General features: G+C 52.7%; 39 protein-coding genes. 22 read left to right on the top strand and 17 right to left on the bottom strand.

Annotation, left to right across the window (positions count from 1 at the left end):
* Window positions 1-6 precede the first annotated feature (6 nt).
* The 17 genes from FVB43_RS20820 to FVB43_RS20740 all read right to left on the bottom strand — a co-directional run bounded on the left by FVB43_RS20820 (window position 7) and on the right by FVB43_RS20740 (window position 12,097).
* Window positions 7-1,452 (bottom strand): anti-CBASS protein Acb1 family protein, encoded by a 1,446-nt coding sequence (locus FVB43_RS20820; RefSeq protein ID WP_167864678.1) that lies wholly within the window; start codon window positions 1,450-1,452, stop codon window positions 7-9.
* 11 nt (window positions 1,453-1,463) lie between these two features.
* Window positions 1,464-2,936 carry a phage terminase large subunit family protein gene (locus FVB43_RS20815; RefSeq protein ID WP_167864677.1) on the bottom strand — a complete coding sequence of 491 codons (1,473 nt, stop codon included), beginning with the start codon at window positions 2,934-2,936 and terminating at the stop codon, window positions 1,464-1,466.
* Window positions 2,923-3,402, bottom strand: coding sequence for a DUF2280 domain-containing protein (locus FVB43_RS20810; RefSeq protein WP_167864676.1), 480 nt, complete (start codon window positions 3,400-3,402; stop codon window positions 2,923-2,925). Before FVB43_RS20810 ends, FVB43_RS20815 begins: the two co-directional genes overlap by 14 nt.
* 32 nt (window positions 3,403-3,434) lie before the next feature.
* Window positions 3,435-4,070 carry a putative metallopeptidase gene (locus FVB43_RS20805; RefSeq protein WP_167864675.1) on the bottom strand — a complete coding sequence of 212 codons (636 nt, stop codon included), beginning with the start codon at window positions 4,068-4,070 and terminating at the stop codon, window positions 3,435-3,437.
* Window positions 4,071-4,181: 111 nt separating this feature from the next.
* A complete protein-coding gene (locus FVB43_RS20800; protein ID WP_167864674.1) occupies window positions 4,182-4,553 on the bottom strand; it encodes a hypothetical protein in 372 nt (123 codons plus the stop codon).
* Window positions 4,550-5,089, bottom strand: a complete 540-nt coding sequence (locus tag FVB43_RS20795; RefSeq protein WP_167864673.1) for a lysozyme — start codon at window positions 5,087-5,089, stop codon at window positions 4,550-4,552. The genes FVB43_RS20800 and FVB43_RS20795 overlap by 4 nt, the downstream gene beginning before the upstream one ends.
* Complete coding sequence (locus FVB43_RS20790; RefSeq protein WP_167864672.1) at window positions 5,090-5,395, bottom strand: hypothetical protein; 306 nt, start codon at window positions 5,393-5,395, stop codon at window positions 5,090-5,092. It lies immediately after the preceding gene.
* Window positions 5,396-5,680: 285 nt separating this feature from the next.
* Window positions 5,681-6,745, bottom strand: a complete 1,065-nt coding sequence (locus tag FVB43_RS20785; protein ID WP_167864671.1) for a DNA-methyltransferase — start codon at window positions 6,743-6,745, stop codon at window positions 5,681-5,683.
* Window positions 6,746-6,892: 147 nt separating this feature from the next.
* Window positions 6,893-7,084: a TrmB family transcriptional regulator gene (locus FVB43_RS20780; RefSeq protein WP_167864670.1), complete on the bottom strand. Its 192-nt coding sequence runs from the start codon at window positions 7,082-7,084 to the stop codon at window positions 6,893-6,895.
* A 208-nt stretch (window positions 7,085-7,292) separates the two neighbouring features.
* Window positions 7,293-8,057 carry an antitermination protein Q gene (locus FVB43_RS20775; protein WP_167864669.1) on the bottom strand — a complete coding sequence of 255 codons (765 nt, stop codon included), beginning with the start codon at window positions 8,055-8,057 and terminating at the stop codon, window positions 7,293-7,295.
* A gap of 70 nt (window positions 8,058-8,127) precedes the next feature.
* Complete coding sequence (locus tag FVB43_RS20770; RefSeq protein WP_167864668.1) at window positions 8,128-8,346, bottom strand: LexA family protein; 219 nt, start codon at window positions 8,344-8,346, stop codon at window positions 8,128-8,130.
* A 9-nt stretch (window positions 8,347-8,355) separates the two neighbouring features.
* Entirely contained in the window at window positions 8,356-8,712 is a 357-nt protein-coding gene (locus tag FVB43_RS20765) for a RusA family crossover junction endodeoxyribonuclease (protein WP_167864667.1), read from the bottom strand.
* Complete coding sequence (locus FVB43_RS20760) at window positions 8,712-10,094, bottom strand: replicative DNA helicase (RefSeq protein ID WP_167864666.1); 1,383 nt, start codon at window positions 10,092-10,094, stop codon at window positions 8,712-8,714. The genes FVB43_RS20765 and FVB43_RS20760 overlap by 1 nt, the downstream gene beginning before the upstream one ends.
* Complete coding sequence (locus tag FVB43_RS24800) at window positions 10,091-11,143, bottom strand: replication protein (protein WP_167864665.1); 1,053 nt, start codon at window positions 11,141-11,143, stop codon at window positions 10,091-10,093. Before FVB43_RS24800 ends, FVB43_RS20760 begins: the two co-directional genes overlap by 4 nt.
* A gap of 200 nt (window positions 11,144-11,343) precedes the next feature.
* A complete protein-coding gene (locus tag FVB43_RS20750; RefSeq protein ID WP_242462171.1) occupies window positions 11,344-11,538 on the bottom strand; it encodes a DUF4222 domain-containing protein in 195 nt (64 codons plus the stop codon).
* Complete coding sequence (locus FVB43_RS20745; protein WP_159337994.1) at window positions 11,531-11,836, bottom strand: CII family transcriptional regulator; 306 nt, start codon at window positions 11,834-11,836, stop codon at window positions 11,531-11,533. Before FVB43_RS20745 ends, FVB43_RS20750 begins: the two co-directional genes overlap by 8 nt.
* 27 nt (window positions 11,837-11,863) lie before the next feature.
* Entirely contained in the window at window positions 11,864-12,097 is a 234-nt protein-coding gene (locus tag FVB43_RS20740) for a transcriptional regulator (RefSeq protein WP_159337993.1), read from the bottom strand.
* A 116-nt stretch (window positions 12,098-12,213) separates the two neighbouring features.
* On the opposite strand from FVB43_RS20740, the gene FVB43_RS20735 reads away from it, so the two are divergent.
* From FVB43_RS20735 to FVB43_RS20635, 22 genes are all read left to right on the top strand, one after another.
* Window positions 12,214-12,948: a S24 family peptidase gene (locus FVB43_RS20735; protein WP_159337992.1), complete on the top strand. Its 735-nt coding sequence runs from the start codon at window positions 12,214-12,216 to the stop codon at window positions 12,946-12,948.
* Between the two features lie 521 nt (window positions 12,949-13,469).
* Window positions 13,470-13,895: a tellurite resistance TerB family protein gene (locus FVB43_RS20730; protein ID WP_167864664.1), complete on the top strand. Its 426-nt coding sequence runs from the start codon at window positions 13,470-13,472 to the stop codon at window positions 13,893-13,895.
* Window positions 13,892-14,047, top strand: a complete 156-nt coding sequence (locus FVB43_RS20725) for a DUF3927 family protein (protein ID WP_167864663.1) — start codon at window positions 13,892-13,894, stop codon at window positions 14,045-14,047. Before FVB43_RS20730 ends, FVB43_RS20725 begins: the two co-directional genes overlap by 4 nt.
* 384 nt (window positions 14,048-14,431) lie before the next feature.
* A complete protein-coding gene (locus tag FVB43_RS20720; protein WP_167864662.1) occupies window positions 14,432-14,839 on the top strand; it encodes a hypothetical protein in 408 nt (135 codons plus the stop codon).
* Window positions 14,836-14,970, top strand: coding sequence for a hypothetical protein (locus tag FVB43_RS24770; RefSeq protein WP_277950374.1), 135 nt, complete (start codon window positions 14,836-14,838; stop codon window positions 14,968-14,970). The genes FVB43_RS20720 and FVB43_RS24770 overlap by 4 nt, the downstream gene beginning before the upstream one ends.
* A complete protein-coding gene (locus tag FVB43_RS20715; protein WP_167864661.1) occupies window positions 14,961-15,161 on the top strand; it encodes a hypothetical protein in 201 nt (66 codons plus the stop codon). Before FVB43_RS24770 ends, FVB43_RS20715 begins: the two co-directional genes overlap by 10 nt.
* Window positions 15,139-15,810, top strand: a complete 672-nt coding sequence (gene exoX, locus FVB43_RS20710) for an exodeoxyribonuclease X (protein WP_167864660.1) — start codon at window positions 15,139-15,141, stop codon at window positions 15,808-15,810. Before FVB43_RS20715 ends, exoX begins: the two co-directional genes overlap by 23 nt.
* 1 nt (window position 15,811) lies before the next feature.
* A complete protein-coding gene (locus FVB43_RS20705) occupies window positions 15,812-16,477 on the top strand; it encodes an ATP-binding protein (protein WP_167864659.1) in 666 nt (221 codons plus the stop codon).
* The gene (locus tag FVB43_RS20700) at window positions 16,477-17,190 is read left to right on the top strand and encodes a hypothetical protein (RefSeq protein ID WP_167864658.1); all 714 of its coding nucleotides are present in this window, start codon (window positions 16,477-16,479) and stop codon (window positions 17,188-17,190) included. The genes FVB43_RS20705 and FVB43_RS20700 overlap by 1 nt, the downstream gene beginning before the upstream one ends.
* 41 nt (window positions 17,191-17,231) lie before the next feature.
* Window positions 17,232-17,426, top strand: a complete 195-nt coding sequence (locus tag FVB43_RS20695) for an ANR family transcriptional regulator (protein ID WP_167864657.1) — start codon at window positions 17,232-17,234, stop codon at window positions 17,424-17,426.
* A complete protein-coding gene (locus tag FVB43_RS20690) occupies window positions 17,423-17,947 on the top strand; it encodes an HD family hydrolase (RefSeq protein ID WP_167864656.1) in 525 nt (174 codons plus the stop codon). Before FVB43_RS20695 ends, FVB43_RS20690 begins: the two co-directional genes overlap by 4 nt.
* A 2-nt stretch (window positions 17,948-17,949) precedes the next feature.
* A complete protein-coding gene (locus FVB43_RS20685; RefSeq protein ID WP_167864655.1) occupies window positions 17,950-18,441 on the top strand; it encodes a hypothetical protein in 492 nt (163 codons plus the stop codon).
* Window positions 18,442-18,562: 121 nt separating this feature from the next.
* Window positions 18,563-18,940 carry a hypothetical protein gene (locus FVB43_RS20680; RefSeq protein WP_167864654.1) on the top strand — a complete coding sequence of 126 codons (378 nt, stop codon included), beginning with the start codon at window positions 18,563-18,565 and terminating at the stop codon, window positions 18,938-18,940.
* Complete coding sequence (locus tag FVB43_RS20675; protein ID WP_167864653.1) at window positions 18,933-19,160, top strand: hypothetical protein; 228 nt, start codon at window positions 18,933-18,935, stop codon at window positions 19,158-19,160. The genes FVB43_RS20680 and FVB43_RS20675 overlap by 8 nt, the downstream gene beginning before the upstream one ends.
* A 2-nt stretch (window positions 19,161-19,162) precedes the next feature.
* The gene (locus FVB43_RS20670) at window positions 19,163-19,642 is read left to right on the top strand and encodes a class I SAM-dependent methyltransferase (RefSeq protein ID WP_167864652.1); all 480 of its coding nucleotides are present in this window, start codon (window positions 19,163-19,165) and stop codon (window positions 19,640-19,642) included.
* Window positions 19,639-20,031 (top strand): helix-turn-helix domain-containing protein, encoded by a 393-nt coding sequence (locus FVB43_RS20665; protein WP_167864651.1) that lies wholly within the window; start codon window positions 19,639-19,641, stop codon window positions 20,029-20,031. Before FVB43_RS20670 ends, FVB43_RS20665 begins: the two co-directional genes overlap by 4 nt.
* A 276-nt stretch (window positions 20,032-20,307) precedes the next feature.
* A complete protein-coding gene (locus tag FVB43_RS20660) occupies window positions 20,308-20,973 on the top strand; it encodes a hypothetical protein (RefSeq protein WP_167864650.1) in 666 nt (221 codons plus the stop codon).
* A 10-nt stretch (window positions 20,974-20,983) separates the two neighbouring features.
* Window positions 20,984-21,874: a hypothetical protein gene (locus tag FVB43_RS20655; RefSeq protein ID WP_167864649.1), complete on the top strand. Its 891-nt coding sequence runs from the start codon at window positions 20,984-20,986 to the stop codon at window positions 21,872-21,874.
* A 202-nt stretch (window positions 21,875-22,076) separates the two neighbouring features.
* Window positions 22,077-22,946 (top strand): phage N-6-adenine-methyltransferase, encoded by an 870-nt coding sequence (locus FVB43_RS20650; protein ID WP_167864648.1) that lies wholly within the window; start codon window positions 22,077-22,079, stop codon window positions 22,944-22,946.
* Window positions 22,939-24,783 (top strand): DNA cytosine methyltransferase, encoded by a 1,845-nt coding sequence (locus FVB43_RS20645; protein WP_167864647.1) that lies wholly within the window; start codon window positions 22,939-22,941, stop codon window positions 24,781-24,783. Before FVB43_RS20650 ends, FVB43_RS20645 begins: the two co-directional genes overlap by 8 nt.
* Window positions 24,780-25,070 (top strand): excisionase, encoded by a 291-nt coding sequence (locus FVB43_RS20640; RefSeq protein ID WP_420361211.1) that lies wholly within the window; start codon window positions 24,780-24,782, stop codon window positions 25,068-25,070. The genes FVB43_RS20645 and FVB43_RS20640 overlap by 4 nt, the downstream gene beginning before the upstream one ends.
* A complete protein-coding gene (locus tag FVB43_RS20635) occupies window positions 25,054-26,178 on the top strand; it encodes a phage integrase Arm DNA-binding domain-containing protein (RefSeq protein ID WP_167864646.1) in 1,125 nt (374 codons plus the stop codon). The genes FVB43_RS20640 and FVB43_RS20635 overlap by 17 nt, the downstream gene beginning before the upstream one ends.
* The last annotated feature ends 48 nt before the right edge of the window (window positions 26,179-26,226 follow it).

The raw sequence follows: 26,226 nt of genomic DNA, 5'->3' as shown, positions 1-26,226 counted from the left end.
GGATCATTACGCGACCTTGGCACTACCGGACTTTTCGGCTTCAGACTCATCGTCGGCAAGAGGGTCAGGACGCTGCTGCTTTGGTTCGCCATCATCATCACCCGGATCGGTTATTGCCTGCATCTCGCCTTCGGCGCGCACCTCGTTTTCGGTTATAGCAGACCTGCCGAAGGCACTGGCCGTCTTCACGCCGACATCGGCCATAGCGGACATGTTCGCAATCTTCTCGGCGCGGCTTGGCGCCAGTAAATCGGACCAGCCGACGGTAATTTCATCACCTTCGGGCGCCGGGACGATCCCCAGCGTCCAAAAGCGCGTGATGATATCGGTGATGAACTCGGTGAGAATGCCATTGCGCCGCGACATGCGGGTTTTAGCCCAGCTCTTGCCGTCCTCTGTGGATGCGCGCTCGCCCGTCTGCATGCCCACCAGCTCCTTCATCGGGATCGGCACGGTGGCGCACCACTCGCTCAGCGCCGTTCGCCACGTTGGTTCGGGGTCGGCAGCGGCTACTGATAGCACCTCAGCAGTACCTGCCTGCATGAAGCTCGCGCTGTCGGTGCTGTCGTTCAGCCGGCGTACCTGCATATCCAGCCCCTCAGACAGCTGGCTCTCCGGCACCCCGAGCGCTTTGGCCAGCGCAGCAAAGTTGGTTTTTTCGCTGAATGAGTAGTTCAGCTGTCGGCTGGCATTCTTTAAGAAGCCCTCCGACGCGCCGCCGCTCACCTTCTCGATATCCAGCAGCTTGTTAAAGCCATCCTCGAGCATCGACCGGCCGGAGGTGATAGACCCATCTTCAGAGCCTTCAGCCAGGAGAATTACACGGTCCGGGTGGACGTTGATAATTCGCCCTGGCCGCGCGTCCTGATTGTTGCCAACTGACAGTTCCGTGAACGAGTACATTTTCACATCGCCGAACGTCTCGCTATCCGGGTCGCTGTCCCACTCTATCGGCTCAATCTGCGCTTCCCATGCGGGGATCAGCTTTACCAGCGCTTTCTCAGCCATGCGGGAAACGATGGTCTTATCGACCGGTGCACTCCATGGATTGCTGTCCTTCACCTGGATCAGGAGCGCGGCATAGCGGCCCACCAGATTGCGGCGGTCGGCGCCTTTAATCTGCTTCCAGCAGCGCTTCAGCAGCTTGTTGATGCTCTTATCCCACGCTGACTGTTTGGTCGCGTCTTTGGTTTCGTCTCCCTCGTAAATTTCTGGTAAGTCTTCCCAGCAGCCATCAACCATGCGGCTAACCGATGCACCGGCGATCGCGTTTCGGGTGTAGGCGCGATAGAAGTCTTCAAATGTCAGTTCGACAGGGTAGCCAAACTCCTGATACAGGCGCTGGCGCTTAGTATTGCTGGTTCCGTTGAATAGCGAGGCCAGCACTCTTACCCGCTCCTTCTCGATCACCGAGTTGTTGGCTCTCTGCGATTTCATTTGGCTTTCGTTCACGGTTTCCTCCGTCAGCGCGAGCGCACCAACATGCCGATTGATTGTGGTTCAGACAGTTCGGTCAGCGCGTAAACGGCTGCGTCGAGTCGGTCAGGTGATTTCTTGGCAGTGGCAGGCACATATTCCATAAACTGGTTTTCCACCTGGTAGAGGCTGCCCCGGTGAGCCACACGGCCCTGAGCATAGAGCGCTGAAATAGGCTCGGCGCGGGCATACTTACCCTTACTGGCGTGCACACGGATGATGCGCCCGGTAAATCCGGCATTTTTCAGTGTGTCCTCGGCCATATCACCACCCTGGTTTGTCTCGATGACGATCGCATCAGCATCGTGATGGTGATACGCCTCTATAGCGCGGGTAGCCCAGCCGTTCGGGGAGTATTTTCCGCTGTAGTCAGCGTCCAGCGTGTACTGGCGTTCATCGCCGCTGCCATAAACGCTGGCAACCGCAATGCCTGACTCATCGCTCTCATCACTATTGGTGGCCTGCGGGTCGATGGCGACCACCGTTCGCGCAAGCTCTTGCGTGATCCGCATTTCGTGCGCGGCGTTGATCATCTCCTCGTTCCACAGCGCGCCCTCGGCATTGAAGCGCTTCGGATTCTGCATGTACTGCGCGTCGGCGGTGCGCCGGTGCGAGAACAGAGAAACCCGGTGCGCCTCGTTATGCTTAAACGGCCACAGCCAGCCATCAGGCAGGCCATGGTCGATGGGTATAGCGTGGGTGTTCTCGGGGTACACATCGGCATAGCTCTGGCTGTTGTCGATGATTACCGGGAGATTGAGGTGGTGCCACTCCTCGCCGCTACCACCACGCAGCAGATAGCCGCTCAGGTCGTGGTAGTGAATGCGCTGCATAATCACGATCATCGGCGTCGTTTCGACGGCCAGTCGCGATTTGATGGTTTCGTTAAAGCGGTTGTTCACACCGTCGCGCACGATTTCGCTGTATGCGTCATCGGGTTTGACCGGGTCATCGATGATCAGCGCGCCCTGCCAGCCTGGTTCCATGTGCCCGGCACGAAAGCCAGTAACCTGACCAGCTGCCGAAGAGGCGTACACGCCTCCGCCGAACTCGTTCCACCACATCGCCTTACTGTCGGCATCGTCGCGCAACTCCATCGGCCACATAGCCTGGTAGAGTTTCGATTTGATCATGCCGCGCGTGGTTGAGGAGTTCAGCAGCGCCAGATTGTGCGAATAAGACAGGTGCATGAAGCGGGCGCGGCGGTTCAGCGCCAGACCGCGCCCCATCATGTTAATGGTGGCCAGTTCGGTCTTCGTGTAGCCAGGCGGAACGTTGATGATCAGGCGCTTAATTTCACCGGATATAACTCGGTCCAGCGTGTCCTGAATCACCTTATGATGCGGAGCGACAATCATCTTGCCGCCGGTGCGCTGTTTGAAGAAGTAGCGGGAGTAATATAGCCCGTCCTCTTCACACTCTATCTTGCGGGCATAGTTCCGCTGCTCAACAGTCGTCATCCTCCAGCATCTCCTGTCGAGCTTTCTTGTATTCTTCCTTTGTCAGGGTGGCCGATTCAATTGGGCCACCGTTCGCCCCGGTATGCTCCACCTTTTGCTTATTCGTGTAAGCGTCGCCGCACTCCTTCGCTGCCTGCTCGATCAATTGAGCGGTCATAGAGAGGTTCCTCATTCCCTCGGCTTTGGTCGCCATGCGATCGAGCACACGAAGTCGGTACGCTTTATTCGCGATCGGGATGTCGGCAATTTCGTTCTGGAAGCGCGCGCGGGTAGCGTTAAACATCTCGACCCAGCGTGCCGCGAGTGCTTTGCCGCTGGCCTTCGTGGGGTCATAGGATTCGACCTGCTGGCGGCTGATCTTCACCTTGAATTCTACCAGGACAGATTCGACAACCTGAGAGGGAGTATCGAAGCACGCAAGCGATTGAACTATGTACGCTTTAACGTCATTTTTTAGCGCCGCCATAATTCACCATCCGTCCAGGTCAGTCCAGGTAATCAGGCCAGTTTCAGCATGCAGGTACCGCACGCTCTGGCTATGTCTAATTTCGCCACCTCCGGCCGCTCCGATGCGGCGTCGATCAGCTGTTGTACTTCGTTGTTGGCACCGTATCTCCGTACCACACCAATGAACTCTTCCACGTCATGACCACACATTGTCAGCTTCGGCTGGCCCTCCCGGGTGAATGCCGGTGCGCCGAATTCATCCGTCTGCTGGGCAATGTGGTACAGCTCATGCTCTACCAATGCGCAGAACTCCAGATCCGTACATTGCGCGCAGAAGTCGGCAGCCAGCGTGATGATGTACTTCGGCACCTCGCCGAACCATTCATGCATCTGCTGTTCCATGCGGGCCTTCTGCCAGCCACCGGCGCGCATAGATACCTCTTCCGCCTGGCCCAGCACGGTGCGCCCTTTTTTCGTGAACGCAGAGGATGCCCACATAAAGCGGATATCAGCGTCAATTAAGTGAATATGATCAGGATTATGCAGGTGTCCATCAGCAGAAAGGATTTGATCGCTAACCCAATCGTTGATTTCCGGGGCGGGAATAAGACGTGTGTACGGATGGAATTCATTCAGTAAACTGCCATGTGGCGAGGGGCGATCATATCCCGCTTCTGATTCGCTCATATTGATGCTCACTGTGCTGCCTTATACCATTCCTGCCATCGGTAGTTGTTCAGGCGTAGCTGTGCAACGCATGCAGCACTCTCCACATCCGATTGCAGGTCAGCATCGCTATCACTTCCGGCCGGGCTGAGTCTGCACGGCTCCTGCATCAAATCCTGGGATATTGTTGGCAGCGTCGATGGCGCGTTGCCGCATGCTGACAGCATCAGGATCAAACTTGCAGACAGTGCGATTCGGGTCTTGAACATATTTCACCACATCACGGGTTATTGTCCGGTAAATAACAGTTGCTTCGGCCTGTGCTTTTGCCGCCTTCGCCTCTGCTGGTTCAAGCGCCTTATTGGCTTTAGTAACCTTCTTCGCGGCATCGGCGTTAACCTTCGCTGAATGCGCATACCAGCCGTTCAGGTAGCGAACCTCTCCATAGCCGATGGAGATAGCCACTATCACTGCCAGAGTGATGATGAAAGCTCGCCACGTCATTTATCCAACCCCCAACACGTTAATTCGGCTTCCTGATCCCGGCGCTCGACCTGACCATAGCAGCCATTCACCTGACCTTTCGTCAGCCGGCAGTCGCGCCCCCGGTCATGCACCCAGCGCTTAATCTCAGCGCAGGCACCCGGCTTGTCCCCGGCATTGAGCTTTTTGTAAAACGTTGAAGTGAAGCACTTGCCCGGTCCAATGTTATACGGGCAGAAAGAGGCAATACCCGCTTTCTGTGGCTCAGTCAGAGGGACTCGTACGTTAGCCTCAACCCAGGCCAAAGCCTTGCGATTCTCGATAGCATTAACGGACCTGCACTTTTCAGAGGTCAGCTTCATGCCGGGTTTAACAGGCTTGCCATCAATGCGGGTGACACCACGGCAGATTGTCCAAATGTTCGAACCGTCCTGGTAAGCCGTGAGGTGATTGCCCTCTTTCTCGTCCAGCAGCTGATCCAGAATCACCGGGGCTGACGCACCACCGACCACTAGCGCCAGAACCGCAGCGCTCAGCTTTGTTTTCAGGTTTGCCATTCACGCCTCTGCTTTTGCTGCTGCTTCAGAGATGACTTCAACAGCACTGGGGCGCTGCTCTAATGGTTTTTGCTGAACATCGCGGATGTAGTCTTCCATGATTTTTGTCCGGCGCTCGTCTTCTCTCCGGGCCGCCCGGGCATCAATACGCCCGTTGATATATGAAGCGAGTGAAATGACGAGGCCCACAGCACCGAAGATGAAATAAATCAGTTCTTGGGTGGACCATCCGAGGCCCGACGCAATGATCCCGAGCCACGCAAAGAATTGGGTGACGATATTGCCAGGTTGTTGATCCATTTTCATATTCTCACCTCGGCGATTGCCGTTGGTGCCGTGTGTGTGATGGGAAAGGGAATAAAAGAACGCCACCCCGCAGTGAAATCAGGGGAAAGTTATGGATTGGGATGGCGTTGAAACGAAATAAGGAAGCTCTATGGCAGCCTTGAAATATGCAGTGAATGCCACTTGCCATCGTTGTTGAAGGAAAGCTCTATGCCCCACATCGTGACATCCCATAAAAGCTGAAAGGCCACTGTGTGGGTGCATTTTCACATTAATAGCCCGCACTGACGCAGTGGACGCATTTTTTTATTCTGCTTCTATCTCTGCTTTAGTCTGTAAAAAACGCTCTTCTTCAAGCTCGACACCGATCCCACGGCGGCCCAGCTTCTTAGCCGCTTTGACAGTTGCCCCCGATCCCATGAAGAAATCAGCAACAACATCCCCCGGCCTGCTGCTACTTGAAATGATGTGTTCCATCAGATCCGCTGGTTTCTCGCAGGGATGCTTGCCGGGATAGCTGGCAACAGGTGCAAATGTCCAGACGTCGGTATAAGGCACGTCTCGGGTGACGCTGAAAGGACGTCGCAGGTTTTCATATTGCTGGCGAAGATCATCATATTCGTCGCGTAACGCTGAATACTGCGCCTGTAAACCCTGGTATTTCTCAGTAAGGCCAGAATGGTCACCCACCAGCGGGCTGGTGATACCCATCTCCCTTGCTTTGCGCTCAAACAACATTTGCAGCTGTTCATACTGGGCGGGATTGGGAAGCTGCCATTGCGACCGCGAGAACCAGTGGCTACACATCTTGCTTCCAGTGGCCTGGTTAATCTCTTTTGCTGAGATATTCAGAGCTTCACGCGCACTGATGAAGTAATCAATCAGAGGCCCAAAGACTTGACCTTTTAGTGCAGCACACTTTGAGGCATACCCCGCCTGCCCCTTCGCGAAACCTTCAGACCCATAATGTCCGGCAAAGATGATTTTCTCAGTGGCCGGAAAAAATGCGCGTAGGGATTCTTTATTCTGTCTCAACCACGGCCCGTTGGGTTTAGCCCAGGTGATAACATTCAACACCTGCATTCGCTGGCGCACAAGCAACTCAGTATCAGCCGCCAGTTTTGAGCCGCAAAACATATACAGGCTGCCGTTCGGCTTCAGAACACGCCAGAATTCGGAAAGAAACTCATCCAGCCAGGCCAGATAGTCAGCAATATTTTCCCACTGACGATCCCAGGCGCAATCCTTTACCCTGAAATACGGGGGGTCAGTGGCTATGAGGTCGATGGAGTTATCAGGCAGAGTTTTGATGTAAGAGAGTGAGTCAGCGTTCACCAACTCTATACTGGATAAATAACCAGTGTTTTTCATGGATCGTTTGGGCCTTTTTTGATAGGCTCATTCTCGCTTGTCGACTAAGCGGTGGGCCTTGGTTCACCCGTGATCTCTTCAACGGGAGAATGGCTGGTCGATGCTACCAACATCTACCAGCCGCCCATTTCACAGCATAAGCCTCCGTTAGTGGAGGCGCTTATAGCATCCGAACACGCACTCTGAAAAACCTGCCATCACCAACTGCGTAAGTATCAACTGGCAGCGCTCAAGCGTCAGGTACGTATTCTGTGCAATTTCCCCGGCAGTAGCCGGAATATCATTCAATTCATTTAAAACAGCCTTTGCTGCCTCTGTCATATGTTGCTGGTTTTGCATGTCTTTTTCCTAATTCTTACCGTGACACACAAATAACTCTCGTTCACTTATCCAGCAACTCTTTTCAGCACGCAGAAAGAAAAAAGGCCCCGCGTTTGCGGAGCCTTCGAATTCGTTTAATTGTCTGTGGGCATTAAAATCCCACGATGGGAGAGATATTTATCCAATTTCGGACAAAAAGCAATAGGCATTTGCTGTAATTTGTTCATCAGCGGGTAATTTTCTGGAACTCATCCCCTGCACAACTCTCCTCAATCTCGCACTTAGTGATCAGCTTTTCATAGAACGGTTTCCAGTTGCGGCGCCACGTGCGTTCGTTTAGGTCAGGGACCAGGTGCCTGATGGCGGTAAACGCCAGCGTGGAAGGCTGGCGCTTGAATCCAAGCCCATCGCACCGCTCGCAATCTTTCTCAACCGGAGCACCCACCAGCTTTGATTTCTCGATGTCACGAACCCGCCCGGTACCACCGCAGCGGCAGCGCGCTGACAGCTTTCCTTTGCCGTGACATGTCACGCATTGATTTTCCACCAGCTGCAACTGATAAGTTGGCGGAGTTTTCTCCCCACACCCCGGATGCGTCATGACATTTGCCAGTGTATTCGTGACACCTCGCCCCCGGCAGTCAGGACAATTTTTGGTGTCAGCAGCAGAACGCGCGTAATCGTCGTAGGCGAATTTAGCCAGCACTATCATGCACTGTCCCATTTTTCTGCCAGCGGCCTTACTGAGAAGCGCAGGGGCGGTTTTACGGGCATACAGCGCCAGTGCTTTGGCGGCATCTTCCCGATCGTGCTGGCTGATGCCCGCTTTACCGAGGTAAGCGCTCATACCGAAACTGGCGGACGCCTGGCACATGCCGATAGCGGCCATCACGTCAGTGCCGCTTAGGTTCTCCGATGCGGTCGCGCCGGGGATGTCGGTGATCATCAGGCTTTTTGGACTGAAATGTTTTAACACGGCTTCGATTCTCACTGTTGTTTCCCCTTATCGTTTCGGTCTGTTTTTCTTATCTGGCTCTACTGCTGTCACGGCTTCACTGCGGTCAAACGTCGATCAGCACCTTGAGCGTGCGCGGCTTGCGGGGCTTATTTGATATGGCGCCTTTGTTCATGAGCGCTTTGATATGGGCCTCTGCGGCGTTGCAGGACTTCCAGCCGAAGTGGTCGCACATTTCCTGACGCGACGGTGCGTATCCGTTGTCAGCAGAGAAATCCCTGATGAAGCGGCAGACATTTTTCTGTATCACGGTCAGTTCTGGCATACGGCCTCCTCAGGCTGTTTCGATAATTTTGATGCTGCCGGTTTCGCCCCACAGCTTTGTAACGCGCACATCCCACACCGCGCAGTCGTCGTGATAGATGGCGTCCATCAACGCTTTGAGCAGATTGTCGGCATCCGGTTTCTGCTGATGCGGCTGGCCAGCGTGTGCCGCGCGCTTTTTCTTACTCCAACTGGGCGGCATGGGCATCACGAACGTGACGTGCGAGCGGCAGACGGGAAGCACTACACCGCGCAGGCGTACTTCGTCGCAAAACGCCCGGTACCGCAGAACGGCCGGACGCTTAGCCCATCGGTCGCGCTGCGTTTGCCGGGGCTTTGGCAGAGGGCAAATATCGTAAACCTGCATCAAAAATCTCTCCTTTGGGCGTTGCTGCTGTGTGATGGGCGTTCGCGAGCCAGTTGTGCCGCCTCTGCCTGGTCAATGTCTTTGAAATGACCGTTATGGAATCGCTGATAAGCCGTGCCGCCTGGCCCATGTCGGTTCTTGCCAACGATGATTTCAGCAATATCAGCCGCCGGGCTGTCCGGGTTATAAACGCCGTCCCGGTAGATGAACCAGATACCGTCTGCATCTTGCTCAATACTGCCGCTGTCGCGCAGATCCGCGTTTACAGGGCGTTTGTTTGGCCGTTTCTCAACGTCGCGCGAAAGCTGGCTGAGGCACACAACCGGCGTTTTTTCTTCCATCGCCATTGTTTTCAACCCACGGGTAATTTCCCCGATCGCAAGGTCGTTACGTTCAGCAGCAGGTTTTTTAATGAGGCCGAGGTAGTCAGCCATGATCAGCGAAAGGCCGGGATAAGCGCGCTTATGACGTGAGGCCACTGCACGGATTTGGTTAATACTCAGGTTAGTGGCATCAACAACCCACACATCGAGGTTTGCCAGCTGACCAATCCCCATCGAGATCCGGCCCCAGTCCTCATCATCCAATTGGGAAGCTTTACGCAGCATTGATACCGATACGTTCGAGGCGTTTGCCAGCTGGCGTTCGACAATCTGCTGTGCCTGCATCTCCATACTGAAGATCAGCACCCCCCGTTTTACCTGCTCGGTACCGAGAGTGATCATGCGCTGCGCCACTGCTTCAGCGATTTTTAATGCCAGCTCGGTTTTGCCCATGCCTGGACGCGCAGCGATGATGATCAGGTCGGTGTCGTTCAGCCCCCCGGTGATTTCATCCAGGGATTCGATGCCAGTTTTAACGGTATATGACTCGTCTCCGTCACTGACGCGCTTTTCCAGCGTGTCCATGTAGCCATCAAGCAGATCACCAACACGAACCGGTACCACCTCGTCAGCGGGTCGACCCAGCGCCATTACCTGGCTGGTAAACGCCTGGATGTTCTCCATAGCCTGCTCATGGTTGTTGGCCCCGGTAATGCTGTCGTAACTAGTTTCCATAAGCTGGGCGAAGCTGCGGATCACAAACTTCTCATTCAGGCTTTTCGCATACCCTTTAAGGTTTGCTGCGCTGGGCATGGTTTTCACAGTTTCCATGACATCGGCAAATACACCCGGTTCGTCACCCATTGCATTTGCCACCAGCAGCGCGTCAATCATCTTGCGCTGGGTCGCCTGGCGCTTAATCTCAACGTACAGTTTCACGTAGAACGGGTGGGTAAACGCTTTCGGGTCAAGAGTATTCAACACATCGCTGGCATCCGGTGTAAGCCCTGCGTGCAGCAGGCTGCCGATCACGCTGGCTTCGAGATACAGGTCGCTCACAGTGAACCCTCCCGTACCTTGCGTAGCGTGTCAGGCTTCATCAGGTAATCGAAGTTAGCGCGCCAGCCAGACGGGCTTTCACCGAAGTAATACGGGCGGGCCTCGGCCAGGAACGCAGAGAAATACGCGCGGAAGGCTTCCACGGTTTTCTTGCTCATGTGCGTGACGAACTCGCGGATCATCACTTCCCGGTCGCTGTCCAGTTCTGCTGGAGGCATGCGTTCGCCAGCCAGTTCGTTGTAAGCATCGACCACAGCTGCACAGTCAATCTCAACGTAGGTATCCAACCATGCGGATGCGTCAGCCAGATACCCGTCAAAGCGGTTAACCCGGCAGATGTTCGATGGCTTGGCCACGGTGCCGTTGCCGTTGCGGCGCTTCCAGGTGAGCACAACCCAGCGCACCACCAGCTTCAGGTCGTCCACTGTGTATGCGGCCCGGGCGGAACGTTCAGTCAGTAAAACGGCAAAGGCTTCTGCAGAGCGGCAGGTGGTCCCTGTAAGTTCGTTGTAATACTCCAGGACCTGTTTTGCCTGTGAGATTACCTCCTCCGAAAATTCCCCCTTGGGGGCTTTAGGGGGATCTGTTTTTACTGTCTTAGGAATAATGTCTTTGGTGTCCCCCTGCTTTGAGGGATAGCGCCCCCCTAATTTGAGGGAGTTTTCATCCCCTAATTTGAGGGATAATCCCTCGTTTTGAGGGATGCGCCATTCAGAGACGTTTTTGTTTGGACCAAACTGGCGGCCACGCTGGATAAGAATATTCATTTCAACCAGTTGCAATTTGGCTTCATTGCAGCGCTTAACCGGCAGGCGAGCAATCTCCGAAATCTGCGAATCGCTGATACGGTCAATTTTTTTATTCCACCCGTAGGTCAGCCGCAGGACAGCCAGTAGCACCTTGAACTGGCGCTTAGTAAGATCCGCGCCTGCATACTCCTCCAGCAGCATGTTAGCCAGCTTGGCATAGCCATCGTCGGTATCAGCCACGCGCTGCTCCTCACGCTCACTACGAGCGCGGAAATTGATGATCTCGGCGGTATTACTCATTCCCTTCCCTCGCGCGTTTGTTTTGCTCGAGAAGCTGACGCAGCCGGTTGACTGCCTCTGGAGTAAATCCCCGGGCAAGCTGATCCCGGGCCATGTCTTTATGTACAGTATTTTGTGGTTGCGCTGACTTGGTTTTCTGACGCATAATTGACCTCGCTATAGCTAAGCAATGTGGTACCCGGCTGTTCAGTCCTACCTGTTCAGCCTTCACCTTTCCCTTCGTACTTCCTGAAAAATTTCTCGAAATACCATTTCGGCACGCAGCATGGATGCGGGTAATTGGGCCGCATAAAAATAATCCTGCGCTCCTGGCGGTCATAGCTGATGACGCGCACAACAACTCCCCGGTGATCGCGGTATGGCTGATCGGTTTCAACAAAACGGTCTTCATCCACCAGTTCCTCCGGCATGATTCCGCAGGTGATCCAGCATCGCGACAAGACCGCGAGCAAGGTCTGCTGTGTCCTCCCCCTGGAAAAGCACCAAACCCTGAGGCTTCTGAAAGTCGATCACCGCAAGCAGTTGGCTGGCCTTCTCAACCAGACCGCCCTTACTCTGCCAGCGGCTTACCTGGGACTTATCAACGCCGATCTGCTTCGCAACTGCCGTAACCCCCTGCACGGCGATGCGGCTTAAAATCTCGCTCTGAATTTCACGCGCCTTAACGTTGCGTGTGGTTGCAATTGAATTCATTAATAATTTTCCCTGTTTACTGGTTGGTTATGCAGCGCTATTTCTTGCTGCTGCGAATACAAGATTCTCTTTGGTTACTGGCTGATATTTTTCGAACTGCTTTGAAGCACTTTCGATATCAGACGCTTTGTCTGGAGAGGCACGGCGAAAGCCATACGCAATCTGATCCAGATAACCAACGGAGGTTTTAGCTAAAGCGGCCAAGGCTTCCCAATCTTCATTAGAAGATTCCCGGCGCCAGCGGAGTAGTTCATTACTCATAAGCAATACCCTGCAATGGATGATAAATTCGAGTTTATCTTAATGATAAATTTACCGCAACACGATTTATCAGCAAGCACATTTATCATTTAGATAAAAGTTGGGATGATGAAGGGATGGAAACTAAAGAAATAAGACGCATAAATTTGCGCTACCTGATGGACGAGTACGTGCGGTCAGGTAAATCTAAAGCAAACTTCGCTGATGACGTTGGCATGCCTGCTAGCCAGTTAAGTCAGGTCGCATCTTCTAAGCCTGTACGGAACATCGGTGACGTTGTGGCGAGACGTGTTGAAGAATCCCTGGGGCTTGGCAGAGGCTGGCTTGATGTGCCACATGAATTTTTAGATTCGGCCTCTGGTGCGGGAAACAACAAGGAATACTCCTTGCTAAATCTCTCTAAAAACTATACTGATCATACATACAGGATAGAGCAACTAGATACCGAATTTAGTTGTGGTGGAGGGCGAATGAATAGTGAGTATCCGGATATAATTCAGTCAATTGAAATTGATCCAGAATATGCAAAGCGCATGTTCGGCGGGCGCCCTGCCGCCTCCTTAAAGATCACAACGGCTGTAGGCGATAGCATGCGTGGTTCTGTTGAACCTGGTGAGTTAGTCGTGCTTGATGTGACTGTTAACCGATTTGTTAGTGATGGCATCTATGCTTTCTCATATGGTGACAGCGTCCACATAAAGAGACTGCAATGGCTTAAAGATCGCCTGATGGTGATCAGTGACAATAAGACATACGACCGTTGGGAGATAGGTTCTGATGACGAAAGCCAACTTCACATCCAAGGATTTGTAGTTGGGAAGTGGGAAATGAACTACACGCGCCTCGGTTAAAACGAAAAAAAGATAATTAGTTTCCCAATCAAACCCGCTACGGCGGGTTTTTTTACGTCTGCATAATTTAAAGATAAATTTATAATCCTTTATTTATCAAATGGATAATTTTGAATGCATAATTATTTATCATTTTGCTATTTACCAATATTTATCTTTGAGATAAATTCACTCCATCAGCACGACGCAGCCCACCGCAGAACGCTGACCCGCTCTTTAACAACTCGGTTTTCACAGCAGCCAGAAGCGGCCAACGCTCCCGGCAAAATGAAATAGCGCCGGTAAGGATACCAGGCAGGCGGGCGAATCATCTGCGGGTGATAGTTCGCGGAGGGGAACCCGTAACCACAACGGGCTGCTGTGCAAATTGAAGCGCCCCGATGATGGGGTGCAGTTTTCTTTGAGCTGCGCCAGCACCAGTGAGGCAGTCATAGCCGGACCGAAAGGCCGGGACTTAGGCTGATAGCGTGGTCTGGCGCAGCATCAAAGAGAACTACTCCACCACCATGAAGGAAATAAAAATGTTTGGATTATTCAAGAAGAAAGCACGAAAAGCAGTGGCAGAAGTGAAGAAGATGGAAAATCGCGACGCGGTTGAAGCCACCGTTTGGGGCGCCTACTCCATCGCATACGCCGACGGAACTTGTGATGCGAAAGAGATCGCCATCCTTGAGAAGACGATTGCTGCACTGCCTGCATTCGCCCCGTTCGCTGGTGAAATTGCCCAAATGAGCAGCAACATCCGCGCTCGTTACGATGCATCACCGCGCAGTGCTAACGCACAGGCAATTACTGAGCTGGCAGACGTAGCCGGAACCGCTGATGCAGTGAGCGTTCTGTGCCTGTGTCTGGATATCGCAGATCAGGACGGCATCGGTGAAGAAGAAGAGAAGCAGCTGAAGAAAATTGCTCAGGCGCTTCAATTGTCCCTGGACCAGTATCTGTGATCGACAGGCTGCGCTATGCAGGCGTTGCTGTGCTTCTTTTTCTGGTCATCGCGGTTGATTTCACCAGTCGCATTTTATCAACCGTCTCCGATGCTGTGTTTGTTATCGGTGTTGTGGGTTTGATTTGGCCTGTATTGAAAAAGAAAAAGTAGTGAAGACAGCCCGGAGAACCGCAGCAGTGCATTGGGCTTAAAAGTAAAGGCGGCAAGAAGCCGGGCATCACCCCGGCACCCAACGAAAAGAGCATTGGCGGTGATCTAGCTGGCGCAGCTTACACAGTCCGACAGTCCCGCCAGTGCTCTCCTCGTTGTGTCGTATGGGTATGACCAGCGCTGATCCCGACTGGGGCCGGTTCGATTCCGGCAGGCACAATCCCAACCATTGCTGTGTAGCCTTTGCCCCCGCCTCAGGGGGCTTTTTTTCGCCTCTCACTGGAGAACCCTATGGAAATTTGCCTCGCGCTTGCCTTCCTCGCTGGCCTGTCTCTGGTGCTGGCGATGGTTGTGCTGCCATTCATTTAACTAACGGAGGTGTCCGTGCAAGCCATTCCAAAACTGACCACTCAACGCCTGGCTGAGTTGCCGCCGGGCACCCCGATCCGGCTGGGCAGCCAGCTGGTCACCTTCAGTAACTGCAGCATCCGACCGGATTATAAGGGCGACGAGAGAACGTTCGTTGACTATCTCGATCCGGAAGGCAAGGAGCAGACGCACTGCGAGTCAACGGTTCTGCAATGCGGTACCGAATTTATCGATGCGGTGATGTGCAAATACTGCGGCAAGTTCCGGCAGCCAGGCGACATCAGAAAAAAGCTGATCGAATTCTGGGACCGGGCCGAAGCACATGAATTCTGCGCTGACACTGAATGTGCKAAGCGCTATCAGCAGACCATTCGCGTGCCGTCACAAACGAGAACGCGCCTCACAATGAGGAAAGCATCATGAAACCGATTGACCGCATGCAGTTTCGCCACCGGCTTACGGGCGACGACTTCAAGCCACAGACCCGGCACTGGACGAATCCGGTGCTGGCCGCCCTGCTTATCTTCACAGCGACGTACATGTTATGTCGATAACGCTTATCCCCACTGAATTCTCATTGCACGAAGCGATGCGCAACCTGGCGTTCAGCACAATTCTGACGCTGTGCGAACAACATCAACTTGGCCCTGCCGATTTAGAGCAGCTGGACCACCAGCTGGCACAGCGCGATGCTGCTGCCGATCAACTCACCGGAGAACAGCATGCCAGTATTACGTGTGACTGATACCGAAACAACCAGCCTGGAAGGTGGCATCTGTGAAATTGCCAGCGTCGATATCGTCGACGGTGTGATCTGCAACCCAATGAGCGACTTCGTTAAGCCGCCTGAACCTATCAGCATTGGCTCCATGGCAATCCATCACATCACGAACGAGGATGTCGCCGGTGCGCCGCCTATCGAATCGGTTATCGGTCGTTACCTCGGCGCTGACGTATACGTAGCCCACAACGCGAAATTTGACCGCAGCAAGCTGCCACAAATCACCGCACCGTGGATYTGCACAWTGAAGCTGGCGCGCAAACTCTGGCCAGAACTGGAGAGCCACGGCAACCAGTACCTGCGCTATCACCTGCAKGTGAATGCGAACGTGCCGGAAGGCCTGCATGCTCACCGYGCGCTGTATGACTGCTACGTGACMGCRGCRATCCTCATTTCKATTAACCAGCACGCCCGKTTCACCATCGCTCAGATGCGTGAGATTACGGCACGGCCTTCCCTGCTTCACGCCATGCGGTTCGGCAAGCACAAGGGTAAGTCATTTGAGGAGATTGGAGCCACTGACCGGGGCTATCTCAAATGGTGCCTGGCGAACATGGAGCTGGACGAGGATCAGGAGTTCACCATGCGGCATTACCTGCAAGCAGGAGGCTAATATGGGTATCCCAGTACTTATCCTGGGTGACTCAGGGTCTGGCAAGTCGGCCAGCATGATGCACCTCAATCCTGAAGAAGGCTTCCTGATTAACCCAGAAAACAAACGGCTCCCATTTAAGTCGAAAGGCTGGGTAAAGCGCGATTTCGTTGCCAAAACGGGCAACGTCTTCCACACGGATCTGGCTTCCGACATCGTGATGATTATCACCCACGCCCGCCGGGCCGGACGTAAATTCGTCGTGATAGACGACTTCCAGTATGTGATGGGCAACTCATTCATGCGGCGCCGCAGCGAAAAATCATTCGAGAAGTTCACCGAAATCGGTGGTGGTGCATGGGACGTCGTGAAGGCGGCGCAGCAGGCGGAAGACGAGCTGATCGTTTACTTCCTGGCGCACACGGAAGAAACCGCCACTGGCCGCATCAAGATGAAAACCATCGGCAAAATGCTGGACGAAAAAATAACGGTAGAGGGCATGTTTACCATCGCCCTGCGCACATCGGTTACTGATGGCCGTTACCACTTCACCACTCAGTCAGACGGCACCGACCCGGTTAAATCTCCCATCGGACTGTTTGAAGATTTCCAAATCCCTAATGACCTGGCAACCGTTGATGCGGCGATCAGGGACTACTATGAACTCAACAACGGAGTAACCGCATAATGCAGCAACCTATTTTTACCTTTGACGCAGACTCAGCTAAAGCGGCTGGGCCTTCCGGTGCATCCGAAGGCGGCACCTACGCCGGCACTATTAAAACTGCAGTATTCACTTCAGCGCGTGACACAGACTCGCAGTCACAGTCGATGGAATTCACGCTTGATGCCGACGTGGGCAGCATCAACTATCTCCGGTTGTCTTACATTGGGCGCGATGGAACTCCGCTTCGTGGCGGTACCGCGATGATCAACGCCATCATGGGGCTGACCAAAGTAACCGCTCTGCATGCTACCGAAGTGCGCAATGAGCAGGGGGAAATTGAGTACCACTGCAAAGAACTGGAAGGCAAGCCCATCGGTTTCGTCCTGCAGAAGGTTCTTTACACCAAAAATGACGGTAAAGACGGCTACCGTTTCGAAATTCGCCAGGCATTCGGTACCAAAACGCGCAAAACATACCGAGAGGCTGTCGAAAACCTGCCAGCAGAGGTGGTCGATAAACTGGTCGCATCGCTGACTGATAAAGATGAGCGCTCACAGAGTGGCGGTGGTGGCCCGGCAATAAGCGGCCAGCTCGGCAACCAGCAGCGCTCTATGCTCGGTAATCAGCAGCAGAACCAGCATCAGCAGTCAAACCTGCAGCGCAATGCTGGATCACGAAATGTCGGACAGCAGCAGCAAACACCGCCTCCCTTCGACGACGACATTCCCTTCTGATCCCCAGCTTGCAGCCCCTACGGGGGCTTTCTGGAGCATTTATGCGACTGACCTATAAAAACCTCGCTCAGCAGGCCGCTGATAGCGAGAAGAAAGGCTGTTTCTCAGAAGCGGCCCACCAGTGGCAGCAAGCATCCCGTGCAGCCACCGGCCATAACATCCTTTGGGCAGAACAGCGCGCGGAGTTCTGCGCCGGTACCGCCCGCCGCAACGCAGCACAGGAACCAACGGTATGACGTGGATTAACACCCTTTCCGGACATCACTTCAGCTTTACCGATACCGACCCGTCCAGCATCAACATCGAAGATATCGCCGCCGCGCTGTCGAATATCTGCCGCTTTACGGGCCACCTCCAGGACTTTTACAGCGTGGCCCAGCACTCGGTGCACGTCAGCTACCTTGTGCCGCCAGAGTTCGCCCTAGAGGCGCTGCTGCACGATGCGGCGGAGGCTTACTGCAACGACATAAGCACGCCGCTCAAAGCGCTGATACCGGAGTACCGCGTGATTGAGGACCGAGTTGATGCGGTGATCCGCAGTAAGTTCGGCCTGCCACCAGCGATGTCCTCTCCGGTCAAATACGCCGACCTGATTATGCTGGCCACTGAGCGCCGCGACTTCGATATGGATGACGGCACGCCTTGGCCTGCTCTCGAAGACATCCCCTGCGCTGACTTCATCGTGTCGCAGCTACTCCCCCGCCAGGCGCGAGTGCTGTTCCTGAACCGGTATAACCAGTCGAAAGGTGATCGCTAATCATGAGCTATAAACTCGACCAAATCAGCTTGTTCACAGCGATTAATAATGAAGTATGCCGACAGCATCCGGGGCTTCCCGCAGAACCTCGTCTGATGAATGCAGTTATCGCAGCCGCGGATGGCCTGGTGAAAGAGTTCGCCAAACCGATCGTTAAAGCCAGTAGCGGAATGGGCCTGACCGCATGGCTGTCCAGTGATGATGTTGGTATTAGCAGCAAATATATGGCCTGGGTGCTCAGTGAAGATGGATTCCCTGAACCAGAGTTTGCTTATCCGCGTGATCCAGATGATTTCGGTCGTTGCCTGCGAATGGTTAGAGCAATTCCCGGGTTCGAAGTTGACGAAAAAATCGACCTTATGCTGGAGCACGGGCAAAAGTGGCAAGCCTTTGCCAACAACTGGCATGACTGGGCTAATGCCTATGATGACCCTGATGATGATGGCAGCGCTATATATGCTGAAATGCAGTCAGCATATGGCAATAAAAATTAGCCCTCACCATTTCTTATCTTCCTGATCCCCACTCCCCGCCAACTCTCTGACGCTTAACGGCCCGGCAATGCCCGGGTGCGTCTCTTTCGGGACTGGCGATCAACGCTTCGAAGGAGAACCAATGTCTGAGCGTGAATATTTCGTTTTGAGCATCGCGCACACTCAACGCAGATCCCCGTACATCATTTTATGGGCGCCTGACGACTCCGGCTATCGCGGTCGTATGGCCGCTGCCGGGCGCTACACCGACAGCCAGATAAAGGCCCACCTCAGCTATTACAACGATGGCGAGAACACCATAGCCGTCCCATGTGATGTGCTAGAACCTCTATCCCATCCAGTTCCAGATGGTTTCTTTGATGTGAACGGCGGGCGCTGGCTGCGTAATAACCGCGCCACATGGCAGGCAGCAATCAAGCACGCCATAGCACCGCCGAAACACCGTCCACATCCTGAATATCGCGGTGCGCCACGCACCAGAGAGGAATCCAATGCCTAAAACTCAAATGCAGCTGGCCAACCGTGCCTGGCGTATCGAAACGAAAGCACTGGGCTGGCACCGGGGCTGGAAAAAAGGCCGCAAGCAGTGGAAAGAGTTCTGCAGCCGTAACTCCGAAGTCACTATCGAGGAGCGGCAGAAAAGCGGTGAGCCTCCTTTCGAAGACCAGGGCGATGCGTGCTGGCACGTCGATGAAGAACTCAGCTACTGGGAGCCGTAGGGATGAAAAAATCCATTCTGGACATGTGCTGCGGATCCCGAATGTTCTGGTTCGACCGCACCGATCCGCGCGTCATGTTCTGCGATATCCGAAGCGAACAGCACACGCTTTGTGATGGCCGGTCACTGAGTATCGCACCTGATATGGTCGCTGACTTCCGCGCCCTGCCGTTCGAGCATGAGTCATTCAACCTTGTAGTGTTCGATCCTCCGCACCTCGAATATGCAGGCGAAACCAGCTGGCTTCGCGCCAAATACGGCGTTCTGAACAAAGCAACGTGGCGCGATGACCTTGCCACTGGCTTCCGTGAGGCATTCCGTGTTCTCCGTCCGGGCGGCACTCTCATTTTTAAGTGGAATGAAACCCAGATAGCGACGCGGGAAATACTGGCGCTGACGCCAGAGAAGCCTGCATTTGGTCATCCATCCGGCAAGCGTGCCAATACTCACTGGATTGCTTTCATGAAGGAGCAGGCAGCATGAATACACCCTTACTGATTGCTGAATGTGAGCTGCGCATGTCGCAGCTTAAAATCGCCATTGCGCGTAACGCTCCATCGGCTGACTTTATGGAAACAACATTAGCCCTGCACCAGATTGCGTTGAGCAGCCTGAAGCAGAAGCAACCGCCATCGGCAGAGCCGGGAAAGTTCTCGTTCAGCCTAGCAGTTCAAAACCTTTCTCTTACTCACAACATACCGTTAAATGAGGTTGCCAAGCGCATGGGGATCCCCGTTCGCTCAGTTCATGGCGTAATGGCTCACGATAAACCCAGTATTTCGACATGCGAGAAATATGCGGAGGCTCTGGGCGTTTCAATCATGGATTTCTTCAGCGCTGGTCACTACACCGCTATGCGAGCGTGCGCCTGATGGGGACGTCAGCAGCGGAATGTAAAGCAGCGCAGCAGCCAGCGACATCTCATTCCAGTGAGCACAAGCTCAACTTGTGCTAGATGTTGATGAAGTTACAAGATTGGAATACAGGTCTTTGTGCACTTACCATCCATTCATGGTTCTCAGTAACAATAATCGTTTTTAATCATCATGCAATATCCTGAATTATTATTCATTTTCAATGATCTTTCATTTAAGATAGGTTTTTGTAATAATAACCACAAAGATTTGTTTAAAAAAAGGACAACCCCAGTGAAGATTCTTCAGGCCCAAATGGCAGTGTTTTATAAAGATCAAGTAAATTTAGACTTTGATGGGCTCTCTTATTTCTTCAAAAAATCCATTAAAGAAATCTTAAATGTAACACTCGAAAATGCTCAATCTTTTGGTTTTTTACCAAAAGATGCCCCTGCAGAAATACCTAGATTGCAATTGCATTCAACTGACAATAAATTTCGCCTTCAGTGCTCAAATTTGCGTTGTGACTTTTATTATGACCATAGTACCGTTGATGAAAAGTTCGACATGAATTCTTTTTGCTCCATGATTAAGAGCATTTGTGATGCACATGAAAAAATAAATAAAAAAATCAACAGAATTGGTTTGGTTGCAATTGGATTTATTGACGCTGAGAACCCTAATAAATACATTGCCGATAGATTTTTAAATTCAGAAAGAATCAAAAAAACAGAAGATCTCAGTGATGTTTCCATTTCTTACAACAGACCACTCTTTAATGATAATGTGCAACTTAACAACATAACCACTTACAACACAGGGAAGAGCATAGATGGCAACGAAATAATTCTTGTTAAGCAAGTTGATATTAACACTAGTATGGAAGATGATTATTCATCTCATAACAATATAAATGTTGTCATTGAGACATTTAGGGATAAAGTGAGTATTCCTGAATAGGGGGGGGGAAATGAAATCTTCTAAAAAAGGCTTAAAAAATTTTATCCCCCTAGTTCAATCAAACTCAATTGATTATAACAAGGACCGGAATGGAATTAGCTTTATTAACTCACCCAGTACTAATACTGGGAAGTTGCAGTTAAATTCAGACAATGAAATCGAAAGCGTTGCTTCTTCAACCAACAACAATTTTCTTAAATTTCAAACAAATAAGAAAAACACCACTAATGGGGATCTTTTGCATACCCTCCATGGAGGAGCTAAAGAAAATAGCCCTATCGATTTCATTAGTAATACAAAAAACATCAACACCAATAACACAGAAAATTCTGAAAAAAACTCAACCTCGAACATTACAAGTCCGAATCAAAGTTTTAACCATGCCATTTTTACCTTATGGAACGACGCGTCAGTAAAGATATCTGGCTTTGAGGTAAGTCTATCTGAAAATAAAAAAGAAATAAAAAAAAGCAAAATCATGTCCACTAAATTAATGGGAATGATAACAACGCAACAAGCTAAATTAACTGAATTTGACACTTTAATTTTTGATGCTGAAGAAAGACTGAATGAAAGCGTTAAATCCTTCGAGGGGGAAGTAGTAAATGCCAGAAATTCAATTCTTGCTGTAATCGCATTATTTGCTTCGTTCTTTACTTTCATTTCGATATCTGTAAATATCTTCTCTAAAGATATGCAGCTTAGCACCGCGTTAGCAATTATTCTTATACTTTGGTCGTGTACATTAAGCTTCATTTTTGTCTTCATGGCAGGTATAAGCAAAGGTGGTGAATATTTCACCAGCACATCCTTCGTAAAACATTGTGCATTTATGCTTTTTCTTTTTATTTTTGCATTCATAGCCCCAAAAGTATTGTTAACAATAGTTGGGATAACATGATAATTAATAATTAATAAATACAAGTTCACAGCTCATACTAAAAAACTAACCGCCACCTTGGCGGTTTTTTTACGCCCCTCATCACATGAAAAAAAATTCCGGCGCCACCTGCGCGCCACAAACTTTCCTATGACGGCGCCTGCCCGGCTGCCGTGCTGATCCTGCTGCTTATCGCGGCCCTGATTGCGGAGCTAACCCTCAAATGATTATTCACCCGTACTGCGCAGCTCTCGAAGCCCTTCGCGCAGCGCCCACGCACAAGCTGAAGGAGGTCGGCGACCAGTGGCGGTCACCGGATCGGCTGTGGTGGGGCATCAACTCAAAATTTGGCCCGTTCGTGCTAGACCTTTTCGCCGATCGTGACAATGCCAAGTGTGAAGCGTTCTACAGTGCCGAGGATAACGCGCTCACTCAGGACTGGAGTGCACGCCTGGCGGAACTGAACGGCGCTGGCTACGCAAATCCGCCATATTCCCGAGCCAGCCAGCACGACGGCCAGTACATCACCGGCATGCGCCACATCATGGCTCACACGCTTGCCATGCGTGAAGCCGGTGGCCGCTATGTTTTTCTGATTAAAGCGGCAACAGGAGAGGTCTGGTGGCCGGAAGAAGCGGATCACGTCGCATTCATTCGCGGGCGCATCAGCTTTGACCTGCCGGTGTGGTACCGTCCGGAAGAGGGTCAGCCGGCGGAATCATCCGCCGGATTCGGCGCGGCAATCGCAGTGTTCGATAAAACGTGGCGCGGGCCCAAGTTTGATTACGTGAGCCGCGATGAACTCGAAGCGCGCGGCGCCGCGTTCATGCGGCAGATTGAGCTGGCGGCGGCCAGAATGATTCCACCAGCACCCGCCGCCCAGCCGCTGCCGGAAACCGAAAACGACGTCTGGCCAGAAGAAGTGCACCGCATTGCTCGGGGAATAGAACACCTCGCAGATCTGCCATCAGACAAAAACCGCAAAGTTATGCAGCACATCAACCATCTACTGCTGGACCGCGCGCCATCCGGCAGGATCATCGTTATGGCTCAGTCACTGGCATCAACTTTTAAGGAATTCCCGAATGCGTGAAATCATCGTAGATAACTTCGCCGGCGGCGGCGGAGCCAGTACCGGCATTGAAATGGCAACCGGGCGCAGCGTGGATATCGCTATCAACCACGACCAGAACGCCATCGCAATGCACTCAACAAACCACCCCGACACGCTGCATTACTGCGAATCGGTGTTTGATATTGACCCTGTGGCAGCCACCAGCGGCGCGCCAGTGGGGCTGGCATGGTTCTCCCCGGACTGCCGCCACTTCTCGAAAGCGAAAGGCAGCACCCCGGTGAAGAAGGAGATCCGTGGATTAGCATGGATTGTCCTGCGCTGGGCGCTGGATACCAATTTCCGCGTAGGCATGCTGGAAAACGTTACAGAATTTCAGACCTGGGGGCCGCTTCTGGAAAATGAAGAACGCCCTGACCCGTCGTATGCTGGCGAAACATTCGCCGCGTTCGTCGGTATGCTCAGCACTGGCGTACAGGCAGACCACCCGGCGCTGGATGAAGTGTGCGATTTCCTGCAGATCGGCCGGGACAGTCCGGCGGCACAGCGGCTCATTACTGGATTGGGCTACACCGTCGAATACCGGGAGTTGCAGGCCTGCGATTACGGCGCGCCGACGATCCGCAAACGCTTCTTCATGGTGATGCGCTGCGACGGGCAGCCGATAGTCTGGCCGGAACAGTCGCACGGTGACCCGAAATCACTGCCGGTGCAAAGCGGCCAGCTCAAACCGTGGCGCACTGCCGCCGAATGCATCGACTGGTCATTGCCCTGCCCGTCGATTTTCTCCCGTAAAAAGCCGCTGGCTGAAAATACGCTTAAGCGCATTGCCCGTGGCATTCAGCGCTTCGTGATCGACAACCCCACGCCTTTCATCGTGAAGTGCAACCACACCAGCAGCAAAACCAGTTATGACACTTTCCGGGGCCAGGGTCTGGATGCGCCGCTACAGACCATCACGAAAAAGACGGGCTACGCTGTGGTTAATCCCAAACTGGTACCGTTTACCGCTGGCGCCGGCGGCCCGAAATACTCAGCGAAGCCGCGCAGCGTTGATCAACCGATGAATACCGTTGTTAACACTAATCACTCATGCGTGATTGCGCCAGTTATTGCCCGTCAGTTCGGCGCAAGCATCGGTCATGCAATCGACCAGCCTGCCGGGACAGTTACTGCCGGCGGCGGCGGTAAAAGCCAACTGGTTTGCCCGACGCTAATCCAGATGGGATACGGCGAGCGTGTCGGCCAGGCTCCACGTGTACTGGACCTGCATAAACCTACAGGAACCGTCACTGCCGGCGGCAATAAGTTTGCGATTGCCAGCGCGTTTCTGGCCAAGCACTTCGGTGGGAACTATACCGGGCCAGGTGCGCCTCTGGATGGCCCCATGCACACCGTCACAACCACGGATCACCACGCCCTGGTGACGTCGAGCGTCATCAAAATGCGCGGCACCAACACCGGACAGCCCACCGACACACCGCTGCAAACGGTCACAGCTGGCGGTCAGCACTTCGGCGAAATCCAGACCAGTCTGGCAATGCAGGACTATGACGAGGTGCGCGCGGCGTTGGTCAGCGAGTTCCTGCGCCAGCATGGGCTGAATGAGTTCGTTCTGATTGATGGCGTGACATACCGGATCGTTGATATCGGCATGCGCATGCTGCAGCCGAAAGAGCTGTATGCCGCTCAGGGCTTCCCAGCATGGTACGTGATTGATCAGGACTACCGTGGCAACAAATACGCGAAAGATAAACAAGTTGCCCGCTGCGGCAACGCCGTGCCGCCTCCATTCGCCGAAGCGCTTGTGCGCGCCAACCTGCCAGAAATGTGCATTACAGAGGAGAAAGTAGCGTGACCGACTCAACGACCGTCAATCACCATTATAGTGAGGCCATTTCTATGAGCAGAACTATCAAATTACAGGACTGGGCAAAGGAAGAATTCGACGAGCCGATCCCCAGCATGCCATCCCTTTTAAAGTACGCAAAAAATGGCATGATATCCCCCTCTCCTTTTAAAGCTGGGCGTTGCTGGCGTGTAGAACGTACTGCTCGATTTGTGGGATATGGCATCAAGCCCACGATAAAAAACAATGATGATGACCGACTGAAAAGGATTCTTGCTGATGGCACGTCCACGTAAATACAACGTAAGCATCGCCGGGCTGTCATGCTATACCGATGCTCGAACCAAAAAGGTGTATTGGCGCTACAAACACCCTGTGACCGGGAAGTTTCACGGCCTCGGCACCGATGAAGCTACAGCAAAGGTAATAGCCGTTGAGGCTAACAGTCGGTTAGCTGAGAATCAGATGGCGAACATGCTCAGGGCACGGGAGCAGATAGCTAAAAGCAGTGGCAAGAGCATTACCACAAAGTCATGGGTAGAAGAGTATAGCAAGATCCTCGTTCGCAAAGTCGCAGCTGGGGAAATCAAACCGGCTACCGCAGCAGGCAGAGAGTCAGCACTCAGATCGCTGGTCACACAATGCGGTATTCGTCCACTAAATGAAGTGGGTACAAGGGACATCGCCGTAATTATTGATGAATACGTTACACGCGGCGTGCCAAGGATGGCCCAGCTGAGCAGGTCTGTGCTGATTGACGTATTCAGAGAAGCACAGCATGCCGGAGAAGTTCCACCGGGCTATAACCCTGCCCTAGCAACCAAAAATCCTAAAGCCCGGGTTAACCGGCAACGCCTTTCTCTCGAAGAGTGGCATGTCATCTATGCCGAAGCCGAAAAGATGCAACCATGGGTATCACGGGCGATGCTACTCGCTCTTGTTACCGGGCAGCGTGTTGGTGATATTTCTGAAATGAAATTTTCTGACATTTGGGATGATGCCCTGCATATAGTTCAGGAGAAGACCGGATCAAAAGTTGCTATACCGCTTTCGCTTCGTTGCGATGCTATCGGAATGTCATTGAGAGAGGTGATCGCGATTTGCAGGGACTCAATTCTTAGCCCGTGGATATTGCATCAGCGGCATTCTCAGGGGAATTGCAAACCCGGCGAGAAGCTTAAAAAGGTTTCGATAACAATTACCTTCTCAAGGGCTCGTGATAAGTCTGAGCTGTCCTGGTCATCTGGAACGCCACCAAGCTTCCATGAACAGCGCTCATTATCAGAACGCTTATACCGGGATCAGGGTATCGATACACAGACTCTTTTGGGCCATAAAAGCAGGACAATGACTGATAAATATAATGATGATCGGGGTAAGGAATGGAAGGTCGTGGCGGTATAAAACTGCCTGGTTTTGCAGAAGAGTTTTGCAGGGGTTTTGCAGAAGAGC

The organism is Erwinia rhapontici (genome assembly GCF_012271765.1).
Taxonomy (GTDB): Bacteria; Pseudomonadota; Gammaproteobacteria; order Enterobacterales; family Enterobacteriaceae; genus Erwinia; species Erwinia rhapontici.
This window is presented reverse-complemented; position numbering and strand designations above follow the sequence as displayed.

Coding starts and splice junctions, on each gene's coding strand:
- FVB43_RS20815 (WP_167864677.1), bottom strand. CDS start 2,936: ATGACGACTGTTGAGCAGCGGAACTATGCCCGCAAGATAGAGTGTGAA.
- FVB43_RS20810 (WP_167864676.1), bottom strand. CDS start 3,402: ATGGCGGCGCTAAAAAATGACGTTAAAGCGTACATAGTTCAATCGCTT.
- FVB43_RS20805 (WP_167864675.1), bottom strand. CDS start 4,070: ATGAGCGAATCAGAAGCGGGATATGATCGCCCCTCGCCACATGGCAGT.
- FVB43_RS20800 (WP_167864674.1), bottom strand. CDS start 4,553: ATGACGTGGCGAGCTTTCATCATCACTCTGGCAGTGATAGTGGCTATC.
- FVB43_RS20795 (WP_167864673.1), bottom strand. CDS start 5,089: ATGGCAAACCTGAAAACAAAGCTGAGCGCTGCGGTTCTGGCGCTAGTG.
- FVB43_RS20790 (WP_167864672.1), bottom strand. CDS start 5,395: ATGAAAATGGATCAACAACCTGGCAATATCGTCACCCAATTCTTTGCG.
- FVB43_RS20785 (WP_167864671.1), bottom strand. CDS start 6,745: ATGAAAAACACTGGTTATTTATCCAGTATAGAGTTGGTGAACGCTGAC.
- FVB43_RS20780 (WP_167864670.1), bottom strand. CDS start 7,084: ATGCAAAACCAGCAACATATGACAGAGGCAGCAAAGGCTGTTTTAAAT.
- FVB43_RS20770 (WP_167864668.1), bottom strand. CDS start 8,346: ATGCCAGAACTGACCGTGATACAGAAAAATGTCTGCCGCTTCATCAGG.
- FVB43_RS20765 (WP_167864667.1), bottom strand. CDS start 8,712: ATGCAGGTTTACGATATTTGCCCTCTGCCAAAGCCCCGGCAAACGCAG.
- FVB43_RS24800 (WP_167864665.1), bottom strand. CDS start 11,143: ATGAGTAATACCGCCGAGATCATCAATTTCCGCGCTCGTAGTGAGCGT.
- FVB43_RS20745 (WP_159337994.1), bottom strand. CDS start 11,836: ATGAATTCAATTGCAACCACACGCAACGTTAAGGCGCGTGAAATTCAG.
- FVB43_RS20740 (WP_159337993.1), bottom strand. CDS start 12,097: ATGAGTAATGAACTACTCCGCTGGCGCCGGGAATCTTCTAATGAAGAT.
- FVB43_RS20735 (WP_159337992.1), top strand. CDS start 12,214: ATGGAAACTAAAGAAATAAGACGCATAAATTTGCGCTACCTGATGGAC.
- FVB43_RS20730 (WP_167864664.1), top strand. CDS start 13,470: ATGTTTGGATTATTCAAGAAGAAAGCACGAAAAGCAGTGGCAGAAGTG.
- FVB43_RS24770 (WP_277950374.1), top strand. CDS start 14,836: ATGAAACCGATTGACCGCATGCAGTTTCGCCACCGGCTTACGGGCGAC.
- FVB43_RS20715 (WP_167864661.1), top strand. CDS start 14,961: ATGTCGATAACGCTTATCCCCACTGAATTCTCATTGCACGAAGCGATG.
- FVB43_RS20705 (WP_167864659.1), top strand. CDS start 15,812: ATGGGTATCCCAGTACTTATCCTGGGTGACTCAGGGTCTGGCAAGTCG.
- FVB43_RS20700 (WP_167864658.1), top strand. CDS start 16,477: ATGCAGCAACCTATTTTTACCTTTGACGCAGACTCAGCTAAAGCGGCT.
- FVB43_RS20695 (WP_167864657.1), top strand. CDS start 17,232: ATGCGACTGACCTATAAAAACCTCGCTCAGCAGGCCGCTGATAGCGAG.
- FVB43_RS20690 (WP_167864656.1), top strand. CDS start 17,423: ATGACGTGGATTAACACCCTTTCCGGACATCACTTCAGCTTTACCGAT.
- FVB43_RS20685 (WP_167864655.1), top strand. CDS start 17,950: ATGAGCTATAAACTCGACCAAATCAGCTTGTTCACAGCGATTAATAAT.
- FVB43_RS20680 (WP_167864654.1), top strand. CDS start 18,563: ATGTCTGAGCGTGAATATTTCGTTTTGAGCATCGCGCACACTCAACGC.
- FVB43_RS20675 (WP_167864653.1), top strand. CDS start 18,933: ATGCCTAAAACTCAAATGCAGCTGGCCAACCGTGCCTGGCGTATCGAA.
- FVB43_RS20670 (WP_167864652.1), top strand. CDS start 19,163: ATGAAAAAATCCATTCTGGACATGTGCTGCGGATCCCGAATGTTCTGG.
- FVB43_RS20665 (WP_167864651.1), top strand. CDS start 19,639: ATGAATACACCCTTACTGATTGCTGAATGTGAGCTGCGCATGTCGCAG.
- FVB43_RS20655 (WP_167864649.1), top strand. CDS start 20,984: ATGAAATCTTCTAAAAAAGGCTTAAAAAATTTTATCCCCCTAGTTCAA.
- FVB43_RS20650 (WP_167864648.1), top strand. CDS start 22,077: ATGATTATTCACCCGTACTGCGCAGCTCTCGAAGCCCTTCGCGCAGCG.
- FVB43_RS20645 (WP_167864647.1), top strand. CDS start 22,939: ATGCGTGAAATCATCGTAGATAACTTCGCCGGCGGCGGCGGAGCCAGT.
- FVB43_RS20635 (WP_167864646.1), top strand. CDS start 25,054: ATGGCACGTCCACGTAAATACAACGTAAGCATCGCCGGGCTGTCATGC.